The 24,827-nt window shown below is 72.1% G+C and carries 26 protein-coding genes; 11 read left to right on the top strand and 15 right to left on the bottom strand.

Annotated features, from left to right (window positions below):
• Positions 1 to 85: 85 nt before the first annotated feature.
• Positions 86 to 883, bottom strand: coding sequence for a TOBE domain-containing protein (locus DVK05_RS07755; RefSeq protein ID WP_121562808.1), 798 nt, complete (start codon positions 881 to 883; stop codon positions 86 to 88).
• A 104-nt stretch (positions 884 to 987) separates the two neighbouring features.
• Here DVK05_RS07755 and DVK05_RS07760 point away from each other — a divergent pair, with 104 nt between their 5' ends.
• The 3 genes from DVK05_RS07760 to DVK05_RS07770 are packed head-to-tail and all read left to right on the top strand — an operon-like array spanning position 988 to position 3,506.
• The gene (locus DVK05_RS07760) at positions 988 to 1,953 is read left to right on the top strand and encodes a substrate-binding domain-containing protein (protein WP_121562809.1); all 966 of its coding nucleotides are present in this window, start codon (positions 988 to 990) and stop codon (positions 1,951 to 1,953) included.
• Positions 1,954 to 1,955: 2 nt separating this feature from the next.
• On the top strand, positions 1,956 to 2,702 hold the full coding sequence (locus DVK05_RS07765) for an ABC transporter permease (protein WP_121562810.1): 747 nt from the start codon (positions 1,956 to 1,958) through the stop codon (positions 2,700 to 2,702).
• A gap of 51 nt (positions 2,703 to 2,753) precedes the next feature.
• Positions 2,754 to 3,506 (top strand): amino acid ABC transporter ATP-binding protein, encoded by a 753-nt coding sequence (locus DVK05_RS07770; RefSeq protein ID WP_121562811.1) that lies wholly within the window; start codon positions 2,754 to 2,756, stop codon positions 3,504 to 3,506.
• 33 nt (positions 3,507 to 3,539) lie between these two features.
• On the opposite strand, the gene DVK05_RS07775 is transcribed toward DVK05_RS07770, so the two are convergent.
• From DVK05_RS07775 to DVK05_RS07785, 3 genes are all read right to left on the bottom strand, one after another.
• Entirely contained in the window at positions 3,540 to 4,103 is a 564-nt protein-coding gene (locus DVK05_RS07775; protein WP_121562812.1) for an HIT family protein, read from the bottom strand.
• Complete coding sequence (map, locus tag DVK05_RS07780; RefSeq protein ID WP_121562813.1) at positions 4,103 to 5,011, bottom strand: type II methionyl aminopeptidase; 909 nt, start codon at positions 5,009 to 5,011, stop codon at positions 4,103 to 4,105. The genes DVK05_RS07775 and map overlap by 1 nt, the downstream gene beginning before the upstream one ends.
• 84 nt (positions 5,012 to 5,095) lie before the next feature.
• Positions 5,096 to 5,332, bottom strand: coding sequence for a DUF2249 domain-containing protein (locus DVK05_RS07785; RefSeq protein ID WP_121562814.1), 237 nt, complete (start codon positions 5,330 to 5,332; stop codon positions 5,096 to 5,098).
• 130 nt (positions 5,333 to 5,462) lie between these two features.
• On the opposite strand from DVK05_RS07785, the gene DVK05_RS07790 reads away from it, so the two are divergent.
• Entirely contained in the window at positions 5,463 to 5,786 is a 324-nt protein-coding gene (locus DVK05_RS07790; RefSeq protein WP_121562815.1) for a CGCGG family rSAM-modified RiPP protein, read from the top strand.
• A 27-nt stretch (positions 5,787 to 5,813) separates the two neighbouring features.
• On the opposite strand, the gene DVK05_RS07795 is transcribed toward DVK05_RS07790, so the two are convergent.
• Complete coding sequence (locus DVK05_RS07795; protein ID WP_121562816.1) at positions 5,814 to 7,865, bottom strand: histidine kinase N-terminal 7TM domain-containing protein; 2,052 nt, start codon at positions 7,863 to 7,865, stop codon at positions 5,814 to 5,816.
• Between the two features lie 74 nt (positions 7,866 to 7,939).
• Between DVK05_RS07795 and DVK05_RS07800 the strand changes: the two genes are divergently transcribed.
• The gene (locus DVK05_RS07800; RefSeq protein WP_121562817.1) at positions 7,940 to 8,407 is read left to right on the top strand and encodes a peroxiredoxin; all 468 of its coding nucleotides are present in this window, start codon (positions 7,940 to 7,942) and stop codon (positions 8,405 to 8,407) included.
• 38 nt (positions 8,408 to 8,445) lie between these two features.
• On the opposite strand, the gene DVK05_RS07805 is transcribed toward DVK05_RS07800, so the two are convergent.
• The 3 genes from DVK05_RS07805 to DVK05_RS07815 all read right to left on the bottom strand — a co-directional run bounded on the left by DVK05_RS07805 (position 8,446) and on the right by DVK05_RS07815 (position 11,852).
• On the bottom strand, positions 8,446 to 9,360 hold the full coding sequence (locus DVK05_RS07805) for a DMT family transporter (protein ID WP_121562818.1): 915 nt from the start codon (positions 9,358 to 9,360) through the stop codon (positions 8,446 to 8,448).
• Positions 9,361 to 9,456: 96 nt separating this feature from the next.
• Positions 9,457 to 10,503 carry a geranylfarnesyl diphosphate synthase gene (gene idsA3, locus DVK05_RS07810; RefSeq protein ID WP_121562819.1) on the bottom strand — a complete coding sequence of 349 codons (1,047 nt, stop codon included), beginning with the start codon at positions 10,501 to 10,503 and terminating at the stop codon, positions 9,457 to 9,459.
• A complete protein-coding gene (locus DVK05_RS07815) occupies positions 10,500 to 11,852 on the bottom strand; it encodes a ribonuclease J (protein WP_121562968.1) in 1,353 nt (450 codons plus the stop codon). The genes idsA3 and DVK05_RS07815 overlap by 4 nt, the downstream gene beginning before the upstream one ends.
• A 285-nt stretch (positions 11,853 to 12,137) precedes the next feature.
• Here DVK05_RS07815 and DVK05_RS07820 point away from each other — a divergent pair, with 285 nt between their 5' ends.
• The 5 genes from DVK05_RS07820 (at position 12,138) to DVK05_RS07840 (ending at position 15,924) form a co-directional block, all read left to right on the top strand.
• Positions 12,138 to 12,788: a hypothetical protein gene (locus DVK05_RS07820; RefSeq protein WP_121562820.1), complete on the top strand. Its 651-nt coding sequence runs from the start codon at positions 12,138 to 12,140 to the stop codon at positions 12,786 to 12,788.
• Positions 12,785 to 14,074 (top strand): hypothetical protein, encoded by a 1,290-nt coding sequence (locus DVK05_RS07825; protein WP_121562821.1) that lies wholly within the window; start codon positions 12,785 to 12,787, stop codon positions 14,072 to 14,074. The genes DVK05_RS07820 and DVK05_RS07825 overlap by 4 nt, the downstream gene beginning before the upstream one ends.
• A gap of 121 nt (positions 14,075 to 14,195) precedes the next feature.
• Positions 14,196 to 14,438, top strand: a complete 243-nt coding sequence (locus DVK05_RS07830; protein WP_017344111.1) for an LSM domain-containing protein — start codon at positions 14,196 to 14,198, stop codon at positions 14,436 to 14,438.
• Positions 14,435 to 14,611, top strand: a complete 177-nt coding sequence (locus DVK05_RS07835; protein ID WP_053770758.1) for a 50S ribosomal protein L37e — start codon at positions 14,435 to 14,437, stop codon at positions 14,609 to 14,611. Before DVK05_RS07830 ends, DVK05_RS07835 begins: the two co-directional genes overlap by 4 nt.
• 278 nt (positions 14,612 to 14,889) lie before the next feature.
• Positions 14,890 to 15,924 (top strand): LLM class flavin-dependent oxidoreductase, encoded by a 1,035-nt coding sequence (locus DVK05_RS07840; protein WP_121562822.1) that lies wholly within the window; start codon positions 14,890 to 14,892, stop codon positions 15,922 to 15,924.
• Between the two features lie 283 nt (positions 15,925 to 16,207).
• Here DVK05_RS07840 and DVK05_RS07845 read toward each other — a convergent pair whose 3' ends face one another.
• From DVK05_RS07845 to DVK05_RS07860, 4 genes are read right to left on the bottom strand one after another with little or no spacing between them, the layout of a single operon-like run.
• Entirely contained in the window at positions 16,208 to 17,290 is a 1,083-nt protein-coding gene (locus DVK05_RS07845; RefSeq protein WP_121562823.1) for a deoxyhypusine synthase, read from the bottom strand.
• A gap of 39 nt (positions 17,291 to 17,329) precedes the next feature.
• A complete protein-coding gene (locus DVK05_RS07850) occupies positions 17,330 to 17,614 on the bottom strand; it encodes a ubiquitin-like small modifier protein 1 (protein ID WP_121562824.1) in 285 nt (94 codons plus the stop codon).
• Between the two features lie 22 nt (positions 17,615 to 17,636).
• A complete protein-coding gene (locus DVK05_RS07855) occupies positions 17,637 to 19,007 on the bottom strand; it encodes a cation:proton antiporter regulatory subunit (RefSeq protein WP_121562825.1) in 1,371 nt (456 codons plus the stop codon).
• Positions 19,004 to 20,269, bottom strand: a complete 1,266-nt coding sequence (locus tag DVK05_RS07860) for a potassium channel family protein (protein ID WP_121562826.1) — start codon at positions 20,267 to 20,269, stop codon at positions 19,004 to 19,006. Before DVK05_RS07860 ends, DVK05_RS07855 begins: the two co-directional genes overlap by 4 nt.
• A gap of 153 nt (positions 20,270 to 20,422) precedes the next feature.
• Here DVK05_RS07860 and DVK05_RS07865 point away from each other — a divergent pair, with 153 nt between their 5' ends.
• Entirely contained in the window at positions 20,423 to 21,598 is a 1,176-nt protein-coding gene (locus DVK05_RS07865) for an NAD-binding protein (RefSeq protein ID WP_121562827.1), read from the top strand.
• 16 nt (positions 21,599 to 21,614) lie between these two features.
• On the opposite strand, the gene DVK05_RS07870 is transcribed toward DVK05_RS07865, so the two are convergent.
• The 3 genes from DVK05_RS07870 to DVK05_RS07880 all read right to left on the bottom strand — a co-directional run bounded on the left by DVK05_RS07870 (position 21,615) and on the right by DVK05_RS07880 (position 24,748).
• Positions 21,615 to 22,250, bottom strand: a complete 636-nt coding sequence (locus DVK05_RS07870) for a uracil-DNA glycosylase family protein (RefSeq protein ID WP_121562828.1) — start codon at positions 22,248 to 22,250, stop codon at positions 21,615 to 21,617.
• A gap of 153 nt (positions 22,251 to 22,403) precedes the next feature.
• On the bottom strand, positions 22,404 to 22,631 hold the full coding sequence (locus DVK05_RS07875) for a helix-turn-helix domain-containing protein (RefSeq protein ID WP_053770751.1): 228 nt from the start codon (positions 22,629 to 22,631) through the stop codon (positions 22,404 to 22,406).
• A gap of 287 nt (positions 22,632 to 22,918) precedes the next feature.
• Entirely contained in the window at positions 22,919 to 24,748 is a 1,830-nt protein-coding gene (locus DVK05_RS07880; protein WP_121562829.1) for an FAD-binding protein, read from the bottom strand.
• Positions 24,749 to 24,827: the final 79 nt, after the last annotated feature.

Below are 24,827 nucleotides of genomic sequence, written 5' to 3' on the forward strand. Positions count from 1 at the left end.
CGCGAGAGCGGTTCCCACGCTCGGCGGGCGGACCGACCTCACCGAAACGGACGACCACGCCGACACGCGAGCCCACCGGACGGCGTCACGCCGCGTGCGCCACCAGCCGCGTCGCGGTCGCCTTCCAGCGGATCGAGACGTGGTCGCCGGGAGCGAGGCCCAGCCGCTCGATGCTCTCGGCGGTGATCAGCGCGGCCACCTCGACGTCGTCCGAGCCCTCGGCCGCCCCGACCGCGATCCGGACCGTCGACACCGTCTCGCCGGGGTCGACGCGCGAGACGCGGCCGGCGAGGCGGTTCCGGGCGCTCGTCGCGTCGGGGTCCACCGCGTCGGCCGCGTCGTTGACCGTGACGGCGTCGGCGCCGATCCGGACCTGGACCGCGTCGCCGACGGCCACCCCGCCCCCGTCCCCGACGCCGTCGCTCTCGCTCCCGCCGTCCGCGTCGTCTCCCGTCCCCCCGTGAAGCCCGGACAGTTCCCCGACCGGGGTGTCGACGACCGCGAGCTCGCCGTCGACGGCCGTCACGGTGCCGTCGAGCACCGTCTCCGGGACCGCCGCGGTCGCCGCGAGGACGGCCTGGAGCCGGTCGTAGCGGTCCAAGAGCGCGCGGCCGGACGCGGCGAGCCGGCTCCCGCCGCCCCCCTCGCCGCCGCGGCGCCGCTCGACGAGCGTCCCGTAGGCCTCCTCTAAGGTCTCGATCCGCGAGAGGGCGCGGGCGCGAGAGCGACCCAGCTCCGCGGCCGCGCCCGCGACGGACCCCGCCGCGTCGACCGCGCGCAGCAGCGCCGCGTCGCGGCCGTCGAACTCGACGCCGTCCTCGATGAGCGCGGCCCGCCCGCGTCCCGCCGCCGCGTCCGGCCCGGCCTCGGTCGGCTCTCCCATGCCCGGAGGATGCCCCCGGGCCGTCATGGCGTTTTCGACCGCCCGCGCCGAGCCGCCTGCCGCGGCGCGGAAGTTATATGTGGCGTCGACCCACCGTTGTATCTATGCCGATACAACGGAGGCGGTTCGTGGCCGCGCTGGGCGCCGGAGCGATCGCGAGCACGGCGGGCTGTTCGTCGACGAGCGGCGACGGCGGCGACGGCGGGAACGGGACCGACGACGGCGGGAGCACCGCCGAGTCGGTCGGCGTCGCGGGCGAGACCCTGACGCTCACCACGACGACGAGCACGTACGACACGGGGCTCTTAGACGAGATCCACACGGACTTCGAGGAGATGTACGGCGTCACCGTCGACGCCGTCGCGCAGGGGACCGGCGCGGCGTTAGAGACCGCGCGCAACGGCGACTCGGACATCGTGATGGTCCACGCCCGCGGACTCGAAGACGAGTTCATGCGGAACGGGTACGGGGTCAACCGCCGCGACCTGATGTTCAACGACTTCGTGATCGTCGGCCCCGAGGGCGATCCCGCCGGGATCGAGGGGATGGACTCGGCGACGGCGGCGCTCACCGCCATCGCCGAGGCGGAGGCGCAGTTCGTCTCCCGGGGCGACAACTCCGGCACGCACACGAAGGAGCTGAACCTCTGGGAGGCGGCCGGCACGGAGCCCGGCGGCGACTGGTACCAGGAGACCGGCACCGGGATGGGCGAGGCGCTGAACATCGCGAACCAGCAGGGCGCGTACACGCTCTCGGACCGCGGGACCTTCATCTCGCAGCGCTCGGAGATCGACCTCACGATCCTCGTCCAAGGGCCGATCGAGGACGGGCCGGAGATCCTCTCGAACCCGTACGGAGTGATGGCGGTCAACCCCGGGGTCCACGAGAACGCCAACTACGACCTCGCGATGGCGTACATCGGCTGGATCACCAGCCCGGGCGTCCAGGAGGCCATCTCGGAGTACCAGGTGAACGGCGAGCAGCTGTTCTTCCCGGAGGCCGTCTCCGAGGACCCGAACTTCCAGCAGTACGTTCCGGAGGGTTGGAGTAGCGAGAGCGACGACTCGTAGTCGTGCCATTCGAAGCGACCGTCCAGTCGGTCCCGGCACTGCTCGACGCCGCGGGGCCCGCGGCGTCGCTCCTCGGCGTCTCGTTCAGGGACGGGTACGTCGGGAGCGTCATCGCCGTCTCGCTGTACGTGAGCCTGACCGCGGTGGCGCTGAGCACGCTCGTCAGCGTGCCGGCCGCCGTCGCCATCGGGCTCACGGAGTTCCCGGGCAAGGGGTTCGTGAAGTCGGTGGTCAACACCGGGATGGGGTTCCCCAGCGTAGTCGTGGGGCTCGTTGTGCTGTTCGCGGTCTCGAACCAGGGGCCGCTCGGCTCGCTGGAGCTGATCTTCACCCGCGAGGCGATGATCATGTCGCAGTTCGTCCTCGCGACGCCGCCGATCACGGCGATCAGCCTCGCGGCCGTGAGCGGCGTCGACGACGGGGTCCGCGACGCGGCCTGGGTCCTCGGCGGGACGCGCGTCGACGTGGCGCTCGTCGTGATCAAGGAGGCGCGGTACGGGATCGCAACCGCGGTGCTGGCCGGCTTCGGCCGCGCGATCAGCGAGGTCGGCTCCGTCCTCATCGTCGGCGGGAACATCACGAGCGCGGACGGCATCTCGAAGACGCGGACGCTGACGACGGCGATCCAGCTCGAAGCGCGGCAGGGGCAGTACGAGACCGCCATGGTGCTCGGCGCCGTCCTCGTCGCGCTCGTGTTGACGGTCAACGCGATCGTCGTCCGCTTCGGCGACCGGGGGGTGGCCGGATGACGCGCTGGGAGGTGACGAACTGATGCTCCGCGCGACGGAGGTGACGGACTGATGCTCCGCGCGACGGGGGTGTCCCACGCGTACGGCGACGAGCCCGTGTTCCGCGACCTCTCGATCGACGTCGACGCCGGCGAGGTCGTCGCGGTGATCGGCCCCTCGGGGGTCGGCAAGACCACGCTCCTCCGGACGCTCGCGCTCTCGGTCGAGCCCGACGAGGGGACCGTCGCGCTCGACGGGACCGACGCGTGGGCGGTCGAGGAGGCCGAGCGCCTCGCGCTGCGGCGCCGCGTCGGGATGGTGTTCCAGGAGGCGAGCCTCTTCGGCGGGTCGGTCGCGCGCAACGTCGAGTACGGGCTCCGCGTCCGGCGCTCGTGGGGCGACCGGCTCGCCTCGGTCCTCCGCCTGAACGGCGCCGCCGACGCGGTCGAGGAGTCCTTGGCGGTCGTGGGCCTCGAAGACAAGATCGACCAGCCGGCCGACGCGCTGTCGGGCGGCGAGGCCCAGCGCGTGTCGTTCGCCCGGGCGCTCGCGTACGACCCCGACGTCCTGCTGCTCGACGAGCCCACCTCGGACCTCGACCCGCGGAACACGGCCGTCATCGAGGAGGCGATCGACGAGGCGAAGTCCCGGGGGATCGGGGTCGCGCTCGCGACCCACGACATGCACCAGGCCGAACGCGTCGCGGACCGCGTCGCGGTGCTGCTCGACGACGGGATCACGGAGGTGGGGCCGACCGAAGCCATCTTCGAGGACCCCGATAACGAGCGCACCCGGAAGTTCATCTCGGGCGAGTTGGTGTACTGATTCGCGTCGCGGAGAGCCGCCGACAGAGCGGCGTCAGCGGTCGACGCCGAGGTCGAACGAGAGTCGGACCGCGTCGCCCGCGTCGGCGTCTCCCGAATCGACGACGTGCTCGCCGGCCGCGAACCCGTCGTGGAGGTGGTCGTAGGTGCGCTCTATCGCCTCCACGATCACCTTCGTGTCGCCGGTGACGGGCATGAAGTTCGTGTCGCCGCTCCAGCGCGGGACGACGTGGGTGTGGAGGTGGTCGATCGAGCCGCCCGCGGCGTCGCCGCCGAGGTTCTGCCCGGTGTTGACGCCGTCGGGGTCGAGGTCGCGGCGCAGCGCGGCGAGCGTCGCCGCCTTCAGCCGCGCGTGATCGAGGAGCGTCGCGTCGTCGAGGTCGGTCGGGTCCTCGACGTGGGCGTCGGGGATCACCATCGCGTGGCCGGGGTTGTACGGCGCGTTGTTCAGGATGACGTAGTTGCGCTCGCTCCGGGCGACGATCCGCGCCTCGCGGGCGTCCTCGCGCTCGGGCAGGACGCAGAACGGGCAGCCGTCGATCGGGTCGGCGTCGCGCTCGACCCACTCGATCCGCCACGGCGCGAAGATCCGGTCCATCAGTCGTCGAAGCCGTGGATCCCCGCGGTCGTCACCTCGACGCCGTCCTCGGTGACGAGGAGGGTGTGTTCCGCCTGGCTCACCAAGGCGTCGTCGTCCTCCTTCAGGACGGGGTACCCCTTGATCGCGTTCGCCTGCTTGAGGCGGCGCAGCGCCATCTCGGCGCGGTCAGTCTCCAGCCACCGCGCCGCGAACGGGAGGTCGTCGAACCCCTCGATCTCTTCGAGCGCCTGTCGGGCGCGCCGGTCGCGGACGCTCGCGGAGCCCTGCTGTTCGAAGATCTCCTCGTCGGTCCCCTCGCCGACCTTCCCGCGGCCGTCGGTGGCGAACGGCTCGATCGCGACCGCCTGCCCGGGCTCCAGTTCGACCGAGCGGTCGACGCCGCGGTTCGGCACCGTGGGACCGGTGTGGGCGTCGTAGCGCTCGACGCCGTGCCCGGAGAGGTTGAGCACCGGCGTGTAGCCGTACCCGCGGATCACGTCCTCGATCGCCTGCCCGACGACGCCGACCTCGACACCCGGGCCGGCCTCGTCGAGCGCGGCTTCGAGCGCCATCTCGGCGGCCTCGACGAGCTCCGGAGTGCCGGTGTGGTCGACCGTCACCGCGGCGTCGGCGATGTAGCCGTCGACGTGGACGCCGACGTCGAGACACACCATCTCCTCGCCGAATTCCGTCTCGTCGTCGCGGCCCGGGGTGGCGTGGGACGCCTCGGGGTCGACGCTGATGTTCACCGGGAAGGCGAGACCGGCCCCCTGCTCGCGGACGAAGTCCTCCGTCCACTCGGCGACCTCGAGGTGGGTCCGGCCCGGTTCGACCATCTCGCGGGCCTCGTTCATCGCCTCGACCAGCACCGCGCCGGCCTCGCGGTAGCTCTCGACCGCGCCCTCGTCCAGAGGTCCGTGACTCATGGACGCGGGTTCGGCGACCGCGCGCAAAGAGGTTGCGGAGAGCGGTCGACGCCGCGGGGGCCGAGCCGGCCAGCCGGCCGGGGCTCAGGGGCGCGTGATCTCGACGTGCCACTCGTCGTCGGCCGGGTTCGCCGTCTCGTGTTCGAACCCGCGCTCCGCGAGCACGTCGTACAGCGGCACCGGCTCGAAACTGTTCACCAGACAGAGCGACTCCCCCTCGTCGAGGCCGTCGAGCGCGGCCATGATGTCGCCGAACGGCTCGCCGTCTATCTCGCGGGCGTCCAACCGCTCGTCCGCGTCGTCGAACGGGTCGGGGCTCATGGGTGGGTCGTCGGGTCCCGCGGTGATGTAACTCCTCCCGAAATCGTTCGGGATGGACGGTCGAGCGCCGGGACGCCGCTCGAACATGTTCGCTCGAAGACGGACGGTGCCCGAGCGCCTCGGACGAGACATGGCGAGCACACCGTCCGACCCCGACGACGAACACGACCACGGCGCCGACCCGGTGACCGACCGCTTCCACGAGAACTCCTGGTCCGCGAACCTCGAAGGCCCGGAACACGCCGCGGACCGCGACCTGCTCGTGCGACAGGCCGTCGACGCGGTCGAGCACACGGCCGCGGGCAACCACGTCAACCTCGTCGCCCACGGCGACCACGGCCACCCGGAGGAGTACCTCTTCGGGGCGCTGGAGTCGGCGTTCCGCGACGCCGTCGACGTGGAGTACGTCGAGCAGTGCGGCTGCGGCGGCCACGTCGTCCGCGTCCACGTCTGAGCGGCAACGCCGCGGCGGCGGGCGGGCCTACTCCCTCTCCTCGGCGGCCCGCGGGAGCCACATCCGGACCACCGTGCCGGTCGGCTCGCGCGTGTCGATCTCCATGTCGCCGCCGGACTCCGTGACGATCCAGTGGACGAGCCAGAGGCCGAGCCCGCTCGCGTGTTCGAGCGCCGTCTCCCGCGCCTCCGAGAACACCGTCCGCTCGACCGGCGGGATCCCCGGGCCGTCGTCGGCCACGTCGAGCCGGAACCGGTCGCCGTCGGCCACGACCGTCGCCTCGACGCGCGGGTCGTCGCCGTCGTTGTGGACGACGGCGTTCTCCAGCACGTTCCGGACCGCCGACTCCAAGAGCTCGTCGGCGGAGACGACGGCCGACTCGGGGACGGACACGGTCACCGTCGCCTCGGGGAACGACGACGACAGCGACTCGCAGAGCCGCTCGACCAGCTCCGAGAGGTCGATCTCGGCCTGTCCCGCGTCGCTGTGGAGCGCGACGTCGATCTCCCGGGCCTGGTCGCTGAGGTGCGTCAGCGTCCGCACCTTCCGGTCGATGATGTCGAGGTACGGGTCGCCCTCCTCGTCGACGTGGTCGCGGAGCAGGTCCGCGTAGCCGCCGATGACGTTGGTATCGTTCTTCAGATCGTGCCGCAGCACGCGGTTCAACACCTGAAGCCGCTGTTCGTACCGCCGGGCGTCCGTCACGTCGGTCGCGGTGATGACCACTTCGCCCGTGTCGGCGAACAGCCGCTCGATCACGGTCTCGAACCGCCGCCAGCTCCCGTCGGCGCGCGCGATCCGGTGCGTGAGCGACTGCGGCTCGGCGCTGTCGAAGGCGCGCTCGAAGGCCTGCTGCGCCTCGCGCCGGTCCTCGGGGTGGACCAAGTCGATGATCGGTCGCCCCTCGATCTCCGTCGGCCGGTGGCCGAGCAGCCGCTCTATCGACGGGCTCACGTAGCGGAGCAGGCCGTCCTCGCCGCAGACCGCGATCACGTTGGGCGACTTCTCGATGAGCGCGCGGTAGCGCCGCTGGAGCGTCTCCCGCTCGGTGACGTCGCGGAACAGGAGGACGGTCCCCCCGCTGGTCGTCCCCGGCCCGGTGATGTCGTGGACGTCCACTGTCAGGAACCGCGGCGCGCTGTCGCCGTCGAGCGTCACGCGGAACTCGTCGTCGGCCGCCGGGTCCGTCACCGCGTCGGCGACCGCGGGAACGTCGTCGAACGCCTCGTCGGCCCGGGCGCCGATCTCGGCGTCGGGGAACAGCGCCTCCGCCGGGTCGTTGGTGTCGACCACGCGGCCGTCGGCGTCGCAGACGACGACGCCGTCCGAGAGGTTCGCGAACACCGCGTCGCGGGCGATCGGCGAGACGTCGAGGAGCCGGTACCGGAACACGACCCACGCCAGAAGCGCCGAGGTGCCGCTGAAGGCGATCGGGGTGAAGTCGACGAACCCGGCGTCGGGGCCGACGACGCCCGCGATGCCGGCCGCGCTGAGCGCCATCGGCGCGACGGCGGCGACGAAGAGGACGGCCGCCTGCCGGCGGAACACGCCGTCGCGGGCGACCGCCGCGTAGCCGAGGACGGCGAACGTGAACAGGTTGACCGCGTAGGTGTAGCCGACGAAGCCGAGCAGCGCCGGCGTCGGCGTGTAGCTGAGGACGCGGTACCCGCCGGCGTCGACGAGGGAGGGGTCGGCGTAGAAGAGCGGGTCGACGCCGGCCGTCCAGACGGCGACCGCGACCGCGACGGGGACGACCCAGAGGAGCGCGAACCGGCGGCGGTCGAGCCACGCGGTCCGGTCGACGTACGAGAGGACGAACGCGGGCCACGCGACCGCCAGGCCGGCGGAGCCGAGCCAGACGAAGCGGTTGAAAAACAGCGTGGCCCCGAGGACCGTCGCCGACAGCTGGGCCGCGTACGCCAGCGACCAGACGCCGGCGGCGACCGCGACGGCGACGAAGCTCCACAGGAGGAGGTTCTCGCCGCGCGACCGCTTGGCGGCCCCGTAGGCGGCGAACCCGAACGACGCGACGGCCGCGACGAGCAGCGGGGCCGTGTACGGCGTCGGTTGCCACGCCATCGATACCGGTAGGATGCGAGTATCCGGTAAAAAGGGACCGAATCGCCTAACAGCTTGGAGGCGCGTCGATCCGTATGCTCGAACCGGGCGACTCCGCACCCGAAATCACGCTCACCGACCACCGCGGCGAGACCGTCACCGTCGACCCCGCGGCGGCCGCCCACACGGTGGTGTACTTCTACCCGCGGGCCGACACGCCCGGCTGTACCGCCGAGGCGTGTAGCTTCCGCGACGAGTGGGACGCGTTCGAGGCGGAGGACGTCGCCGTCGTCGGGATCAGCGACGACCCCGTCGCGGACCTCGAACCGTTCGCCGCGGAGTACGACCTCCCCTTCACGCTCCTCTCTGACCCCGACGGCGCGGTGTCGAGCGCGTACGACTCCTACGGCGAGAAGCAGATGTTCGGGAACACCTTCGACGGCGTGTTCCGGAACACGTACGTCCTCGACGACGAGGGCACCGTGGTCTTGGCCTACGAGGGCGTCTCCCCCGAGGACCACGCGGTCGAGATCATCGACGACGTCCGCGCGCTCGACGACTGACGGAATCGGTCCCCGAGCGGTGAGCTCCGACGCGACGCTCACCCGGGGAACCGGATCCCGGCGGCCGCGTCGGCTATCTCGCGGCGCTTCAGCAGGCCGAACCCGAGGACGATGACGACGAAGCCCGCGACGGTGAACGGCGTCACCGGCTCAGCGAGCAGCAGGGCGCCCGCGACGGTGGCCACGATCGGGACGACGTAGGAGACGAGGTTGATCTCGAAGGGGCCGAGCCGGTCGAGCAGCGTGAAGTAGATGGTGTACGCCACCGCGGAGGAGAGCAGCCCGAGGAACCCCAGCGAGAGGAGCGCGGGCGGGGCGGCGGCCGGGAGCCGCTGGCTCTCCCCGATGCCGAGGCTGAGCGCGTGGATGGCGAGCGCGCCGAACCCCATCGCCCACCCGGTGAGCGCGACGCTGGAGAACGAGGTCTCGACGGTCCGGAGCCCGACGCTGCCGACCGCGACGGCGACCACGCCGACCGCGATCAGCCCGACGCCGACCGCGACGCCGCCGCCGAGGTTCGCGGGGTCAGGCTGCGCGACGAGCCCCACGCCGAGGAACGCGAGGACGACCCCGACCGCGCCGCGACGATCGAGGTCGGCGCCGCCGATCCACAGGGCCGCGACCGCCGCGGTCGCGATGGGCACGAGGCTGTAGGTGATGGAGGCGATGCCGCTCGTCGTGTACTGCTGGCCGACGAACAGCAGGGCGTTGTTCGCGGCCACGGAGAGCCCGCCGCTGAACCCGATCGCGGTGAGGTCGCCGCGCGTCCGCGGGAACGGGTCGTCCTGCGTGACCAGCACGTACGACAGCAGCGCGAGCGCCGCCACGTCGAACCGGTACGCGGCGTACAGCACCGGCGGGTAGTAGTCGAGGCCGACCTCGATGGCGACGAAGGAGCCGCCCCACAGCAGTGCGAGGGTGAAAAACAAGAGGACGTTCCGGTACCGTGACACGGCCGACCGAACGGGGGCCGCGGGTAAAGCGGTGTCCGTCCCGGCCCGGACCGCCGGTGTCGGGTCGTCGGACGGGACCGCCCGCGGGCGGTCGGCTCAGTAGCCGCGGACGATGAGGTAGTCCGCGAGGTCTTCGAGCAGGCCGCGGGAGCCGCTCTCGGGCAGCAGTTCGAGGTGCTCCTTCGACCGCGCGGTGAGCTCCTCGGCGGTCTCGCGGGCGTACTCGATGGAGCCGACCTCCTCCAACGCGGCGACCGCGTCGTCGATGGCCGCCTCGGTCACCTCGGCGGGCGTGTCGGCGTCGACGAGGCCGTCGACGTCGACGCCCTGCTGGCGGGCGTGGAGCGTGATGAGCGTCTCCTTCCCCTCGACGAGGTCGGAGCCGCGCTGCTTGCCGAGGTCCTCGGAGGGGACCGTCAGGTCGAGCACGTCGTCCTGGATCTGGAACGCGCGGCCGGAGTCGATCCCGTACTGGTAGAGGGCGTCGACGACGTCCTCGTCGGCGCCGAGCAGGAGGGCGGGCGTCGCCGCGGAGGCGCCGTACAGCACCGCCGTCTTCAGCTCGACCATCTCCAGGTACTCGTCCGGGAGGATGTCGTCGCGGTTCTCGAAGGCGACGTCGAGCGCCTGGCCCTCGCAGATCTCGGTACAGGTCGACGCGAGCATCCGCATCGCTTCGAGCCCGTGTTGCGGGTCGGCCCCGGTCTCGGTCATGAACTCGAACGCCTTCGAGTAGAGCGTGTCGCCCGCGAGGATCGCCGTCGAGACGTCGTACGCCTCGTGGACCGCGGGGACGCCCCGTCTGAGGTCGTCCTCGTCCATGATGTCGTCGTGGATCAGCGTGAACGACTGGATCACCTCGATGGCGACCGCGGCCCGCATCACGTCGACGTCGTCGCCGTCGAGCGACGGGAACGCGCGGAAGTCGGCGCCCATCGGCTCGGTCCCGGTGACCGCCTCCGCGGCCAGCGTGGTCACCGTCGGGCGGAGCCGCTTGCCGCCGGCCTCGAGGATGTATCGGGTCGCCTCGTACAGCCGCTCCGGTTCCTGCACCGGCAGCTCCTCGTCGATAGCGGCGTTGACGAGTTCACGCCGCTCGCGGATGGCGTCGAGCACCCGCGCCTCCTTCGTCTCGCTCGTCATTCGACGAGCTGGATGGTGGACCCGTTCTGCGTGACGTGTACGTCACGTCCGAGCTTGTACCCCTGCGAGGTCGCGAGGTCGACGTACGGCGAGCGGCCCTCCAGCGTCTGGTGGCCCGGGATGAGGTGCTGGGGCTGGAGCGCCTGCAGCATCTCGTAGTGGCCCTCCTCGCGGAGGTGGCCGGAGACGTGGATGTCGTCGTAGAGGCGCGCGCCCTGCATCCGGAGCAGCTGTTCGCTCTGGTAGCGCTGGCCCTCGTTGGTGGGCTCCGGGATGACGCTGGCGCTGAAGACGATCTTGTCGCCGTCGTCGATTTCGTACGGCGTCTCGCCGCGGCCCATGCGGGTGAGCATCGCGCGGGGCTCGCCCTGATGGCCGGTGACGATGGGGAGGAAGTTGCCCTTCCCCTCCTTCATGATCCGCTTGAACGCGCGGTCGACCGACTTCCGGTGGCCGTACATGCCGACGTCGCCCTGGAAGTCGACGAAGTCGAGCCGCTCGGCGGTGCCGGAGTACTTCTCCATCGAGCGCCCGAGCAGGACCGGCTGGCGGCCGATCTCGCGGGCGTACTCGACGAGGGTCTTCACGCGGGCGATGTGGGAGGAGAACGTGGTGGCGACGATGCCGCCCGAGTAGTCCTCCATCGACTTCAGCGTGTCCTCGACGTGCTTCTTCGCGTACGACTCGGAGGGGGTCCGACCCTTGCGGCCGGCGTTCGTACAGTCCTCGATGTACGCGAGGACGCCCTCGTCCTGGCGGCCGATCTCGCGGAACCGGTCCATGTCGATCGGGTCGCCGATGACGGGGTCGTGGTCCAGGCGCTTGTCGAGGCCGTAGACGACCGCCCCCTCGGGCGTGTGGAGGACCGGGTTGATCGCGTCGATGATCGAGTGGGTGACGTTGACGAACTCCAGTTCGACCTGCTCGGAGTCGCCGATCGCCATCGACGCGCCCGGCTTCATCTTCACGAGGTCGTTGTCGACCTGGAACTTGCCCTCGTCTTCGATCTGCTGGCGGACCAGCTCGATCGTGTACGGCGCCGAGACGATCGGGGCGTCGTAGCGGTGGGCGAGCTTCGGGATCCCCGCGATGTGGTCGAGGTGGCCGTGGGTGGGGACGATCGCCTGAACGTCGCCCTCCAGTTCGCTCATGACCCGGTCGTCCGGGATGGCGCCCATGTCGATCAGGTCGAGGCTGTGCATGCTCTCGGTCTCCACGTTGTCGTGGATGAGGACCTTACTGAGGTTCAGGCCCATGTCGAAGATGACGATGTCCTCGCCCGCGCGGACCGCCGTCATCTGTCGACCGACCTCTTCGTAACCGCCGAGTGTCGCAATTTCGATTTCCATGGTGTGTTCGTGTCTGACGCCGTGGTCGGCGCCGGTCACTGAAACCCCGCAAGGAGCCGTCGGCGCACCGTCGTACCGCGCGTCGTTGAGGCCCCGCTACGGCCGAGTCGTCGCGACTCACCGTGTCCCGCGGGAGTGTGGTACCTCGGCGTACTCTCGCCCACGTTAAAAACTCCCGGGTTCGGCCCCGCGACGGTGGTTCGCGTCCGAACGGGGCCTCGGCGGTCCGACGCGAGAGGGTCGCGTCCCACAAAGCGTTTCAGGCTCTCCGCCGAACCGCCGCCGATGACGGACGTTCCCCGCCGCCGAGCCCTCCTCGCGGCCGCGTCAGGGATCGCCGCCCTGGCCGGCTGCGCCGGCAGCGAGACCGCGTCGAACAGCTACCCGAGCAGCGACCGACCGATCGACGACTACGAACTGGAGAAGGCGCGCGACGAGCGCGGCGGCGCGCTGGTCGCCGAGGGCGACGAGCTGCCGTCGCTGTCGGCCGACGAGCGGGCGCCGCAGCGGCGGCAGACGCACCGCGTGTTGGTCGCGGCGTCGGAGCTCGACGAGCTCACGTTCGCCGGGACGGGCGCGGGCGAACGGCTCCGGACGTTCCTCGCCGCGACCGACTTCGAGTCGGCGTCGGCGTACCTCCTCTCGATGCCGGTGCGGGCGTGTCGGGAGGTGCGGTTCCGGTCCGTGTCGGTCGAGCCGGACGAGCTTGCGGACGGCGACCTCCACCCCCACGCAGACTTCTGCCGGGCGTACCGCCCGGCCGACGTCGAGTGCGACGCGGACGCGATCCACACGGTCGGGTTCGCGATCCGGCTCCCGGTCGCCGCCGACCACTCGACCGGGAGCGGGAGGGGCATGAGCGGCTCCTGCCTGCGGCGGGAGCCGCCGGCCGCGTTCAACGCCTCGTCGGCCGACTCGAGGGGTGATGGCACGTGACCGAAGAGGGCGGGTCCCGGCGACGGTTCCTCGCCGGGGTCGCGACCGCGGGCGCGGCGGCGGTCGCCGGCTGTTCCGGCCTCCCGTTCACCGGCGGCGAGACGGAGCGCAGCGAGGCGGCCGCGGTGCCGCCGGACCTCGTCGACGCGACCGAGTGGCCCCGCGCGCCGTTCCCCGCGACCGTCCCCGACGCCCTCGCGGCGGCCCACGTGTCGCGCGCCCGCGACCTGCTCGACGCCGTCCCCGCGGAGCCGTCGCTTCCGAACGCGGCGGTCGCGGCGGCGATCGCCGACGACAGGGCGCGGGCGGTCGAGCGGGTCGACGCGGAGCCGACCGACCCGTGGCCGACCGAGGCCCTCGCCGCGCGGCGGCGGGCCCGCGGAACGGCGGCGACGGTCCGCGGCGCCCACCGGGCGGCAACCGGCGTCGACGACGGGGCGGCCCTGACCGCCCGGCGCCGCGCCGTCCGCGAGGACCGGGCGGCGCTCGCGGCCGACCTGGAGTACCGCGCCGAGGCGACGGCAGCGGCGGCGCTCGCCTACGAGCCGGTCGAGTCGCTGCTCGCGGCGTGCGCGCGACACTTGGTCCCCACCGTCCGGTACCCGGACGACCCGGTCGCGGCGCCGTTCCGGGCCGGGGACGCGGTCGGCGACGTCGAGCGCGCGCGGGCCGCCGCCAGCGACGCCGCGGGCCTCCGCGACGCGTTCCGCGGCGACCGCGAGGGGCTCGACCCGCGGTGGGCGTCGCTGGTCGCGGCCGCGGAGACGCTGGACGGGTCGGTGCGCCGGACGCGCGCGGAGGTGCGCCGACGCACCGGCGACGAGGCGGCGCCCGGCGACGAGGACCTGAGCGGGACCGTGGCACAGGAGCTGGCGGTCGCGACCGAGCGGCGGACGGAGTCGGCGGTCGACGACGTCGAGCGGGCGTCCGACAACGGGAACTACGCCACCGCGGTGATCGAGGCCGGGACCGCGCTGGCGACGGTGGAGGCGCGGCGGCGCGCCGTCGAGGCGATCCGCGACGGCCGCCACCGGGAGCCGCCGTCGGAGTCGTCGCTCCGGTCGGCCGCGGAGCGGGCGCGCGAGGCCGTCGCGGCGGTCGACGGCGGCGACCCGCTCGCGGCGCGGTTCGTCCGCCCGGCGCTGGCCTCGCTCGAACGCGTCGCCGACGAGATCGACGGGGGGTACGCCGCGCCGAGACGGACCCAGGCGGAGCTGACGTACGCCGCCCTGTACGCGCGGGCGGTCCCGCCGGCGACCGCGTTCGTGCGCGAGCGACTGGGGTGAGGGCCGGTCCGAGAGCGGTGAGGGCCAGTCCGAGAGCGGCGGGCCCGCGGTCGTGTCAAACCGACCGGCCTCGGGGCTCCGTCCCGGTATTTTTATTACCGCGACGGGCGGCGATCGGACAATGAGTGGACGACCCCTCGACGTGCTCGAAGCGTCGCTCGAGGAGCCCGTGACGGTACACCTGAAGGACGGGACGACCTACTACGGCGTCCTCGGCGGCTACGACCAGCACATGAACGTCGTCATCGAGCCCGAGGCCGACGTGGACGACCGCGTCGACGACGACCTCGACGGCGAGTTCGCCGTCGCGATCGAAGACACAACGATTATACGCGGCGATAACGTCGTCACCATCAAAGCATGACCGGCGCAGGTACGCCCTCTCAGGGAAAGAAGAACAAGACGGTCCACGTGAAGTGTCGACGCTGCGGTGAGAAGTCCTACCACGTCAAGAAGGAGCGCTGCTCCTCGTGCGGCTTCGGGGAGTCCGCCTCCCGGCGCGACTACGCCTGGCAGTCGAAGAACGGCGACAACTGAACCGGCGTCTCTTCGGTTTCTTCTCGCTTTCACTCGCGTAGCTACGGGTTTACGGTGGAAGAGCGGCGAACGGTCTCGAAGTTCCGGTCGCTCGACTGTACGAGATCGCTGACTCCGTGGTGACCACCGCCAAAGCCCCAGCCGCGAGGACTCGCGCGTGCGACTCGCGCCCGCTGGGCGCTCATCGGCACGCGCCACCGCACGGAATCCGGGGTTGCGATCCGCCACGACGCCGCCGGGACCCAAACCGTTTCACGCGGCGGTCGCCGAGCGGGCGTATGGACCTCTCAGTCGTCGACCTCTCGCCGGTCCCCCGCGGCGGCACCGCGGCGGACGCGTTCGCGAACACGGTCGACGCCGCGAAACACGCCGAGCGACTGGGCTACGAGCGGTTCTGGGTCGCGGAACACCACGGGATGGGCGACCGCCTCGCCGGCACCACGCCCGAGGTGCTGCTCGGGCGGCTCGCCGGCGCGACCGACTCGATCCGGATCGGGAGCGGCGCGGTGCTGATGAACCACTACAGCCCGTTCAAGGTGGCCGAGTCGTTCGGCGTCCTCGACGGGCTGGCGCCCGGCCGCGTCGACCTCGGCATGGGCCGCGCGAACGGCTCGCCCGCGTCCGACCGCGCGCTCGGCACCGACCGCCGCGTCGAAGAGCCGAACGAGGACCACCGCGAGCGGATCACCGCGGTCGTGAACCACCTCCGCGACGACTACCCGCCGGAGCACCCCTACTCCGACCTCTCGGTGCCGGGCTCCGACTCGGGGCCGGCCGTCCCGTGGGTGCTCGGGTCGAGCCCGTCGAGCGGCGAGATCGCGGGCGAGCTCGGCCTCCGCTACTGCTTCGCGGGGTTCATCCGGCCCGGATTCGCCGAGCGCGCGTTCGCGGCGTACCGCGAGGCGTTCGACCCCGAGGGCGGACTCGGGGGGCTCGACGAGCCGCGGGGGATGGTCGCGGTCAACGCGGTCGCGGCCGAGACGGACGCGGCAGCGGCCCGGCGTCGCGCGCCGGCGGAGGCGACGTTCCGGCGGATGAAGCGCGGCGAGCTGGGCGACGAGACGCCGACGGTCGAGGAGGCGGTCGACGAGCTGGGCGGCGCGCCCGAGCCGACGCCGGCGACGCTGGACGACGACGAGTGGCCGCGGTCGATCTCGGGGAGCCCGGAGACGATTTCGGGCCTCTTAGAGCAGCTGGCCGACCGCGTCGGCGTCGACGAGGTGATGATCCAGCACACCGTGCCGGACCACGACGACGCCTTGGAGTCGCACGCGCTGCTCGCCGAGGCGATGGATCTGGACGCGAGAGAGTAGGACGGTCGCTGCGCGTCGGCTGCTTCTCGCCCCGCGGATACTCTCTGAAAAGCTGTCGGGAACAGGTCGGTGACGGCCACCTCCAAAGCCCCAGTCGCAAGGCACCTCACACCTCCCCAGCCTCGTCGGGCGCATCCAGCGGGCTCCCTCCGGTCGCCCTCGTCGCGCCCGACTCCCTCGCGCGTGCTGGCTCGCGGCCGCCGAGGGCGCCCGCTCGCAGGCACGCGCCACCGCACCACCAGCTTATAAACGATATGCGGCCGGAACCGGCCCGCTCGCGCGCCTACTCCACGCGCTCGCGGGCGGCGGCGACGAGCATCGGGAGCATCACCGTCGCGTCGCCGTGGACGGAGGCGTTGCGCGCGTCCTTCTCAAGCTTGCCCCACGAGCGCGCCTCGTCGAGGCTCGCGCCGGAGAGCCCGCCGGTCGCCTCGGGGTCCATCGTGACCTGGACGGCGTAGTCGTAGGCGCGGGGCGTGACGAGCATCGTCTGGAGCGTGAAGTTCTTCGGGACGCCGCCGCCGACGAGCAGGCAGCCCGCGTCGTCGGCCTCGAACGCGAGGTCCGTCAGCTCGGTCATGTCCGCGAGGGCGTCGATGGTGAAGTCGGCCGTCTGGGCGTACATCCACGCCTGAAGCCCCAGAACGGAGTCCTGGACCGCGGGGCAGTAGACCGGCACGTCGTGCTCGTAGGCGGCGGCCGCGACGCCTGGCCCCTCGGGGACGTCGTCGCGCTCGTTGACTTCGGCGTTCGCGCGGCCGAGCTCGCGCGTGAGGTCGGCGATGGAGACGGCGCCGCTCCCCGCGTCGTCCGGGTCGGCCTCCAGCGCCGGGAACACCTCCTCGCGGAGGTGGCCCTCGAAGTCGGCGAAGTGCTCCTGCGGGAGGTAGACGTTGTAGATGCGGTCGACCCCCTCGTCGCGGAGCCCCTCGTCGTGCTCGCGCGGCGTCTTCTCGGGGTCGTGAGTGCGCCCGTGGTGGTGTTTCCCGCCGATGGCCTCGATGGCGTCGTGGGTGAGGTTCGCGCCCGTGGTCACCAGGGCGTCGACGTAGCCGTCGCGGATCAGGTCCGCGACGATCCGGCGCATGCCGGCGGGGACCATCGCGCCCGCCAGCGAGAGGAAGACGGTACAGTCGTCGTTGTCGAACATCTCCGCGAGCACGTCCCCGGCCTCGTTGACAGCGGCGGCGCCGATCCCCGCGTCCCCGTAGCCGTCGACGAGTTCGCTCACCGTCATCCCGGCGGCCGCGCGCGTGTGGCCGACCGGGTCCTCGTGGAACTCCTCGCGGTGCGGGTCGTGGCCGCCGTCGTCGCCGTGGCCGCCGTCGCCCTCGTCGCCGTGGTCGCCCTCGTCGCTGTCGGTCATGGCTCCGGATGGGGTCGGCGCGCGTTTGAAACGACCGATCTATCGGACGGAGCGGCCGCCGCTCACGGGCGGGAACAGCGCGAGCTCGTCGCCCGCCTCCAGCGTGGCGTCGAGCCCCTCGTCGTGGCGGACGCTCCGCCCGTTCCGGAGGACGTTGATGTGGTCAGCGACGGCGCCGTCCTCCATCACGCGGTCCCGCAGGCCGGGGTGTGCGTCAAGCAGCGCGTCGAGCGCGTCGCCGACCGTGTCGCCCGGCCCCGCGTCGACCGCCACCGTGCGGTCGCCCGCGATCTCCGCGAGGTCGGCGAACAGCTTCCACTCCATACCGGATCCCCGCGCGGGCGACTCAAGAGCGTTGCGTCCCGTCGGGGTCCGCGCCGCCGTCGTCTGTGTCGCCGGCGTCCCCGACCGCGGCGCCGGCGGCGGCGTCGGATCCGGCCTCGCTCCCGGTCGCGGACGCCGCGCCCGGCGCGCCCGGCGCGTCGTTCGCGGGGTCCGGATCGCCCGACGCCGCGGCGGCGGTCTCGAACCGCCGGATCGCGCCCGGGCGGCCGACGAGGTACACCAGGTCCCCCGCGCCGAAGGCGTACGCCCGCGGCGGGATCGGCTCGACGGAGCCGCCCGCCGGTCGGACCGCGGCGACGACGGCCCCGACCTCCCCGACGGTGCTCCCGTCGAGCTCGCTGCCGGCCGCGACGGTGACGGAGGCCATCGTCTCGTCCGCGTTGCGCAGCAGGGAGGCGAACTCGCGGTCGGCCTGCGGCTCCGCGGGGAGCGTGACGAGCCGGTAGCCGCCCTCGTCGGTCAGCCGCTCGGCGTCCGACTCGTCGAGCGCGACCGTGACGGCGTCGCCGGCGACGCCGCGCAGCTCGCCGGTCGCGACCCGCTCCGGCTCGGGGTCGTCGCGCCACAGCTGGACCGTGTCGCCGACGGTGGCGTTGTTCGGCGGGTCAGCGGCGACGGCGACCGCGGCCGACCCCGGCGCGAGCGTCGGGCCGAGCCCGGCGGCGCGGGAGCCGACCGCGAAGTACTCCACGGTCCCGTCCGCGCCGAGGTCGGCGTCGACGTAGCCGACCCCGTACTCGTCTTTGAGCCGGGCGATGAGCCGCTCGCGGAGCTCGGTCTCGGAGAGTTTCCGCGGGAACAGCAGGGTCGTCTCCGCGAGCTCCGCCTTCTTGTCCGCCGAGACCGGGTCGTACGTGTCCATGTCGCGGATCTCGTCGACCGACGGGAGCGTCACCGCGGTGAACCGCCCGACTGCGCGCACCATCCCGCTCAGCTCGCCGTCGAGCTGTTTGGCGCCGGAGAGCGCGAACACGTCGACCGCGAGCCGGTCGCCGGCGTACCGACCGACTGGCGCGGTCACCGCCGCGACGCCGAGCGAGACGAGGTTGAAGAAGACGCTCTCGGGCGCCAACAGGGCCGGGTTGTCGCCGACCGCCACCGACCCCAGCGAGGTCGTGTTGAGGTACAGCGCGACGACCGAGACGCCGAGGAGCCAGGTCACCCCCTCCGGGATCTCCGTGCGGAAGTACCAGCGGTAAGCCAGCGCGGCGCCGGCCGCGACGAGCACGGCGACGGCCGCGAACGTGACGAGCGTCACGGCCGCCTGCCGCGGGCGGGCGAAGCCGACGTCGACCGCCCCGACGGCGAGGCCGGCCGCGACGACGCCGGCGTCGAGGCCCGCTGCGACCGCGTCCGCCCCGGCGGGACTCACGCGGCCACCTCCGCGAACCGGTCGAGCGCGTCGCGGCTCCCGACGACGAACAGGTCGTCGCCCGCGGACAGCGACTGCGAGCCGTCCGGCGCGACCGTCCACGTCTCGTGGCGCGCCGCGAGGACGGCCACGTCGTACGCCTCGCGGACCTCGGCCTCGCCGATCGTGTGGCCGTCGAGCGGGCCGTCGGCGACCACCGAGACCTTCCGGAAGCGCTTCCCGGCCCGACGCAGCAGGGCCGTGAGCTCGTACTCGCGACGGGTGCCCCGCGACAGCACCAGCACGCGCCCGCGGTCGGCCCGGAGGAGCGCCGTCGCCTCCGAGCGGTCGAGCGCGAGCGTGACGCGCCCCTCGCCGCCGGTCGTCGTGGGCGCGGTCGCCGCGGGGGGCGCGGCGACGGCCTCCTCGCCGCCGTCCGTTCGGGCGTCGTCGTCCGGGTCCGGGTCGTCGCCCGCGGCGGCGGGCGTCGACGCCGCGGCGGCCCCCGGCTCCGGCTTCCCGCTCGACCGGGCGGCGATCACGGCGCCCTCGGCGTCGAGGTCCGGGGTTATCACGCGGACGACGTCGCCGCGGGCGATGCCGGTCGGGACCAGCGCCGACACCGACACCGCGCGCTTCCCGGCGGGCACCCGCTTCGAGAGCGCGCCGGTCGGCGGCGCGGCCGACACCGTCGCGCGCGCCTGTTCGTCGATCCGCACGGCCACGTCGGCGAGGTCCAGCTCGGTCCGGAGCCGCTCCGCAAACCGGCTTTCGAGCTCCGCGAGCGGGAGGTCGGCGGGGAACGTCCAGTCGCCGTCGACGATCGCGCGGCGCGTGTCCGCCGGCAGCGGCGGGTACCCCTCCATGTCGTTCACCTCGCCGGTCACCTCGACCGAGACGCGCCCGCGGCCGCCGACCAGCTCGATCACGTCGGTCGAGAGCGTCCGGTCGCGGAGCTGCTTGAGCGAGATGCGCTTCGGGACGCTGGCGCCGAGCTTGTCCCCCTGCGCGTGGGCGTACATCGAGAGCATGAGCACCACGACGATCGCCGTGAGGATCGCCGGCGCGCGCTCCGAGGACCGGATCGTCTCGTCGTTGAGCGCGAGCAGCCCGCCGTTGACGCCGGCGATGGCGAGCGACAGCACGACCACCCCGAGCCCGGGGATCGTCACGTCCGTGACGTACTTGAACACGAACCCGAGGGTCCCGGCCACCAGCGCGGGGACGATCCCGGTGATGACGCCGAGGTAGACGCCGAAGACGATCTCGACGGGCAGCGACATACGCCCCCCAACCGGCGGCGCGGTTAAACGTGTGTCGGCGCGCCGCGTCCGGGCGGGTCGCGGGAGCGGCCCAGGCGCGCGCCGTTCCCGCCGGCGGCGAGCGGATCGGACCGGCCTCGCGGGGTTTAAGTTCGGTCTCGGCGACCCGGAGATATGGAGCTGACCCGGGACTGGGTGACCGTCCGCGCGTCGATCGCGTTGACGTTCGGGGTCGCGATCCTCTCCATCCTCGCCGGGCTCGCGCAGATCGGCGGGCTCGGCGTCGACGGCCCGCTCGCCCCATACGTCGGCGGCGTCGTCCGCCAGACGGTCGGGTTCACGGGGACGATCACCGGCTTCGCGATGTTCGCGAGCGGGTTCGCGCTGCGGAACGGGTACCGAGTGGGGTGGTACTCCACGGCGGTGCTGCTGCCGCTGACGGCGCTTCAAGGGCTGTTACAGGCGTCCGTCCTGTCGTTCCCGCTCGTGGCGCTGTCGGTCCTGTCGGCGCCGACGCTCGTGATCAACCGGGGGCGGTTCGACCGCCGGTTCAGCCCCTCGCCCACGCAGCTGGCCGCGGGCGCGGCGCTCGTGGGAGCGGTCGCGTACGGAACGGTCGGCTCGTACGCCCTCAGGGACCAGTTCGAGGGGATCGAGACGATCGTCGACGCGTTCTACTTCACCGTGGTCACGGCCTCGACCGTCGGGTACGGCGACGTCCACCCGGCGACCGGCCCGGCCTCCGACATCGCGCAGCTGTTCGCGCTCTCGTCGCTCGTGGTGAACGTCGCCGCCTTCGCGGTGGCGCTCGGGGTCCTCCTCACGCCCGCAATCGAGGCGCAGCTCTCCAAGGCGCTCGGGAAAATGACAGACAGACAGATAGACCTCCTCGACGACCACGTCCTCGTGTTAGGCTACGGGGACCTGACGGAACCGATCCTCGAAGAGCTCGACGCCCGCGACGGCGTCGAGTACGCGGTGGTGACGCCGGACGAAAACGTCGCCAGGCGGCTCACCGACCGCGACGTGCCCGTGTACACCGCCGACCCCAGCGACGTCGACCCGCTCGAACGGGTCAACCTCGCCGGGGCCCGCGCCGTCGTCGCCGCCACCGAGGACGACGCGCGCGACGCGCTCGCCATCCTCACCGCCCGCCAGCTCAACCCGGACGTGCGGATCGTCGCGGCGGTGACGCAGCGGGAGAACGTCGACAAGCTCCGCCGCGCCGGCGCCGACCAGGTCATCTCGCCGTCGACGCTCGGCGGGCACATCCTCGTCGACTGCGCGTTCGGCGCGGACAGCAAGGACGCGACCGAGGGGATCTTAGACGAGGTCGACCTCGACGACTGAGGCCGGACCGCGAGGGCTACCGGCTCCGCCGCCCCTTCGTCTGCCGGTAGTCCCGGCTCAACACGTTCTCGCGCATGTGGTCGCGGAAGGCGTCGGCCTCGTCGTCGGTCATCGCGGCCGGCTCGGTCATCGGCACGAGCTCGAACCCCCGCCCGCGGATCGTCGTCGCGTGCTCCGCGTCGATGTCGAAGGAGTCCGGTCGGCGCGTCGTGTACTCGACGGCCAACTCCCTGAGCGGGCGCTCGCCGACCGGCACGATGATCTGCGGGTTGATCATCCGGATCTCCGCGTTGAGGAAGGGCTCGCAGGTGTCGACCTCGCGATCGGTCGGCCCGCGCTCTGGGTGGCGACACCGCGTCAGGTTCGTGAAGAAGACGTTCTGTACGTCCAGCTCCGCGGCGTCCGGCGCCGACCGGACGAAGCCGAGGTCGGCGAAGATAGACTGGACGCGCTCGCCGCCCCCCTCGCCGGTGAAGGGGACGCCGTTGCGCTCGGCGGCCGCCGTCGGCGCCGTCCCGACCACGAGGAACTCGGCGCCGACGTCGCCGTAGCCGTGGACGACGCGGTCGCGGGCGCCACACAGCGCCTCGCAGTTCTCGCAGTCGGTGTCCATCGCGAACGGGTTCTCGAACTCCGTCTGGTTCGCGTCCACGGTCGACGTGGGCGCTCCGCCACCCTAAACGCTCCGCTGCGGCGGGGAACGCGAAGAGAGGAAGGCGGCGTCGCGAGCGAGGGGTCGCGAGCCGGGGGACCGCGAGCGAGGGGTCGCGAGCCCGGGGGCCGCGCGGTCGGCGCCGCGGCCGCGTCAGTTGGGGACGTAACAGTCGCCGTCGCAGTCGACGAGGCCCTCGTTGCGGAGGGTCTTCAGGATGCTGTACAGGGAGAGCTTCTTCATGCCGAGCGACTCGCCCATCTCCGAGACCGTGGCGTCGCCGTTCGTGGTCAGGTAGAGGTACACGAGCTTGGCGCGGGGCGACTGGAGCTCCCGGGGCAGCGCCGGGGCGGCCGCGGACGCGGTTTCCGTCTCGATCATCTTGTCCGATCCGTGTAGTTCGACGATAATAAATCCCCTATTCAACGTTCGTCGAAACTACCGGAAGGTATCGGAGAGCGCGTCTTCCGTCGATTCTCTCGGACCTCGTGCGTTCAACGTCGATTAACGAACCGGAAATCGACGCGTATCGACGGCCGGTTTCGACCGTCGACGGATAGGAGACCGTGAACGATCCGGATCGATCGGGTGAAAGCGAGGGGATACCGAAGCGAGTCGCCGCCGGCCCGCGGCGGACGGTCGCGAACGGCCGCGCGTCGCCGGACGGCTCAGTACGAGCGGCTCTTCGGCTCGTACGTCTTGTTCTCGCCCTCGAGGACGACCGGCTTGTACCACAGCTCGGGCTCACCGTCGTTCCACGAGATGAGCGTGTGCTTCAGCCAGCCCTCGTCTTTGCGCTCCTGGTGCTCCTTGCGCCAGTGGGCGCCGCGGAACTCCTCGCGGGCGAGCGCGCCCATCGTGAGCGCCTCCGCGATGTCGAGGATGTTCCGGGTCTCGATTGTGTGGATGAGGTCGGTGTTGAACGTCCGGGACGGGTCCGACACCGCGACGTCTTTGTACGCCTCGCGGGCCTCGCGGAGGTCTTCGAGCGTCTCCTCCAGGCGGCCCTCCTCGCGGAACACGTTGACGTTGGCCGTCATCGTCTCCTGGACGGCGGAGCGGATCTCCGCGTGGTTGCGCCCCTTCCGGGAGAGCAGCTCCTCGACGCGCTCCTGGGCGCGGTCGACGGCCGCCCCGAGGACGCTGTCGGCGTCGGTCGCCACGGCGCCGCCGTCGGCCGCGGCGGGGCCCGAGCCGCCGGTCTCGCCGACCTCGACGCCGAACTCGTAGTCGGCCGGCTGCCAGTCGCCCGAGCGGCCGGTCTCGATCTCGGCCTCGCCCATGTCCTCGCCGGCGGCGTGGCGGCCGGCGCGCTTGCCGAAGACGATGAGCTCCGGCAGCGCGTTCCCGCCGAGGCGGTTCGCGCCGTGGACGGAGGCGCAGGCGCACTCGCCGGCGGCGTACAGCCCGTCGATGACGGTCTCGCCGAACTCGTTCGTCTCGATGCCGCCCATCGCGTAGTGCTGGCCGGGCTTGACCGGCATCGGCTCTGTGAGCCCGTCGGCGCCCTCGAAGTCCTCCGCGAGGTGGAGGATGTTCTCCAGACGGTCGAGGATGCGCTCCTCGCCGAGGTGGCGCATGTCGAGGTGGACGTACTCGTCCTCGATGCCGCGCCCCTCGTTGACCTCGGTCAGCTCGGCGCGGGAGACCACGTCGCGGGAGGCGAGCTCGCCGGCGTTGTTCGCGTAGCCGTGCTCGAACATGAACCGCTCGCCCTCGCTGTTGTAGAGGATGCCGCCCTCGCCGCGGACGCCCTCGGAGATGAGGACGCCGGTGGACGGCAGCGTCGTCGGGTGGAACTGGATGAACTCCATGTCCTCCATCGGGACGCCGGCGCGGTACGCCATCGCGACGCCGTCGCCGGTGTTGGCGACCGCGTTCGTGGTGTGGTCGAACACCTGGCCCATCCCGCCGGTGGCGAGGATGACGCCGTTGTTCGCGCGGAACCCGCTGATCTCGCCGCTCTGGATGTCGTAGGCGACGACGCCGTGACAGGTCCGCTCGGCGGGGTCTTCCTCGTCGGTGACCGCCAGGTCCATCACGTGCCACTCGTCGTACACCGTGATCCCGCGTTTGACCACCTGCTCGTACATCGTGTGGAGCATCTGGTGGCCGGTCTCGGCGCCCGCGTAGGTCGTGCGCGGGAACGAGAGGCCGCCGAACGGCCGCTGGGAGACGCGGCCGTCGTCCTCGCGGGAGAACGGCATCCCCCAGTGTTCGAGGCGGATGACCTCCTCGGGGCTCTCCTGGCAGAGCGCCTCGACCGCGGGCGCGTCGCCGAGGTAGTCGGACCCCTTCATCGTGTCGTACGCGTGGTCCTCCCAGGAGTCGGCGTCGCGCAGCGCCGCGTTGATCCCGCCCTCTGCCGCGCCAGTGTGGGACCGGACGGGATGGAGCTTCGACACCATCGCCACGTCCGCGCCCGCTTCCTGTGCCGCGATCGCCGCCCGGAGTCCCGCCCCGCCGGCCCCGACGACGACGACGTCGTGTTCGTACATTGTTGGTATGTAATTTCGTAAGTTCCGGAGTCCCTTGATACTGTCTGTCGGGTTTACCAGAACTTCAGGCTTTGTTTGG

The organism is Halorubrum sp. Atlit-8R, assembly GCF_003666025.1.
Taxonomy (GTDB): Archaea; Halobacteriota; Halobacteria; order Halobacteriales; family Haloferacaceae; genus Halorubrum; species Halorubrum salinarum.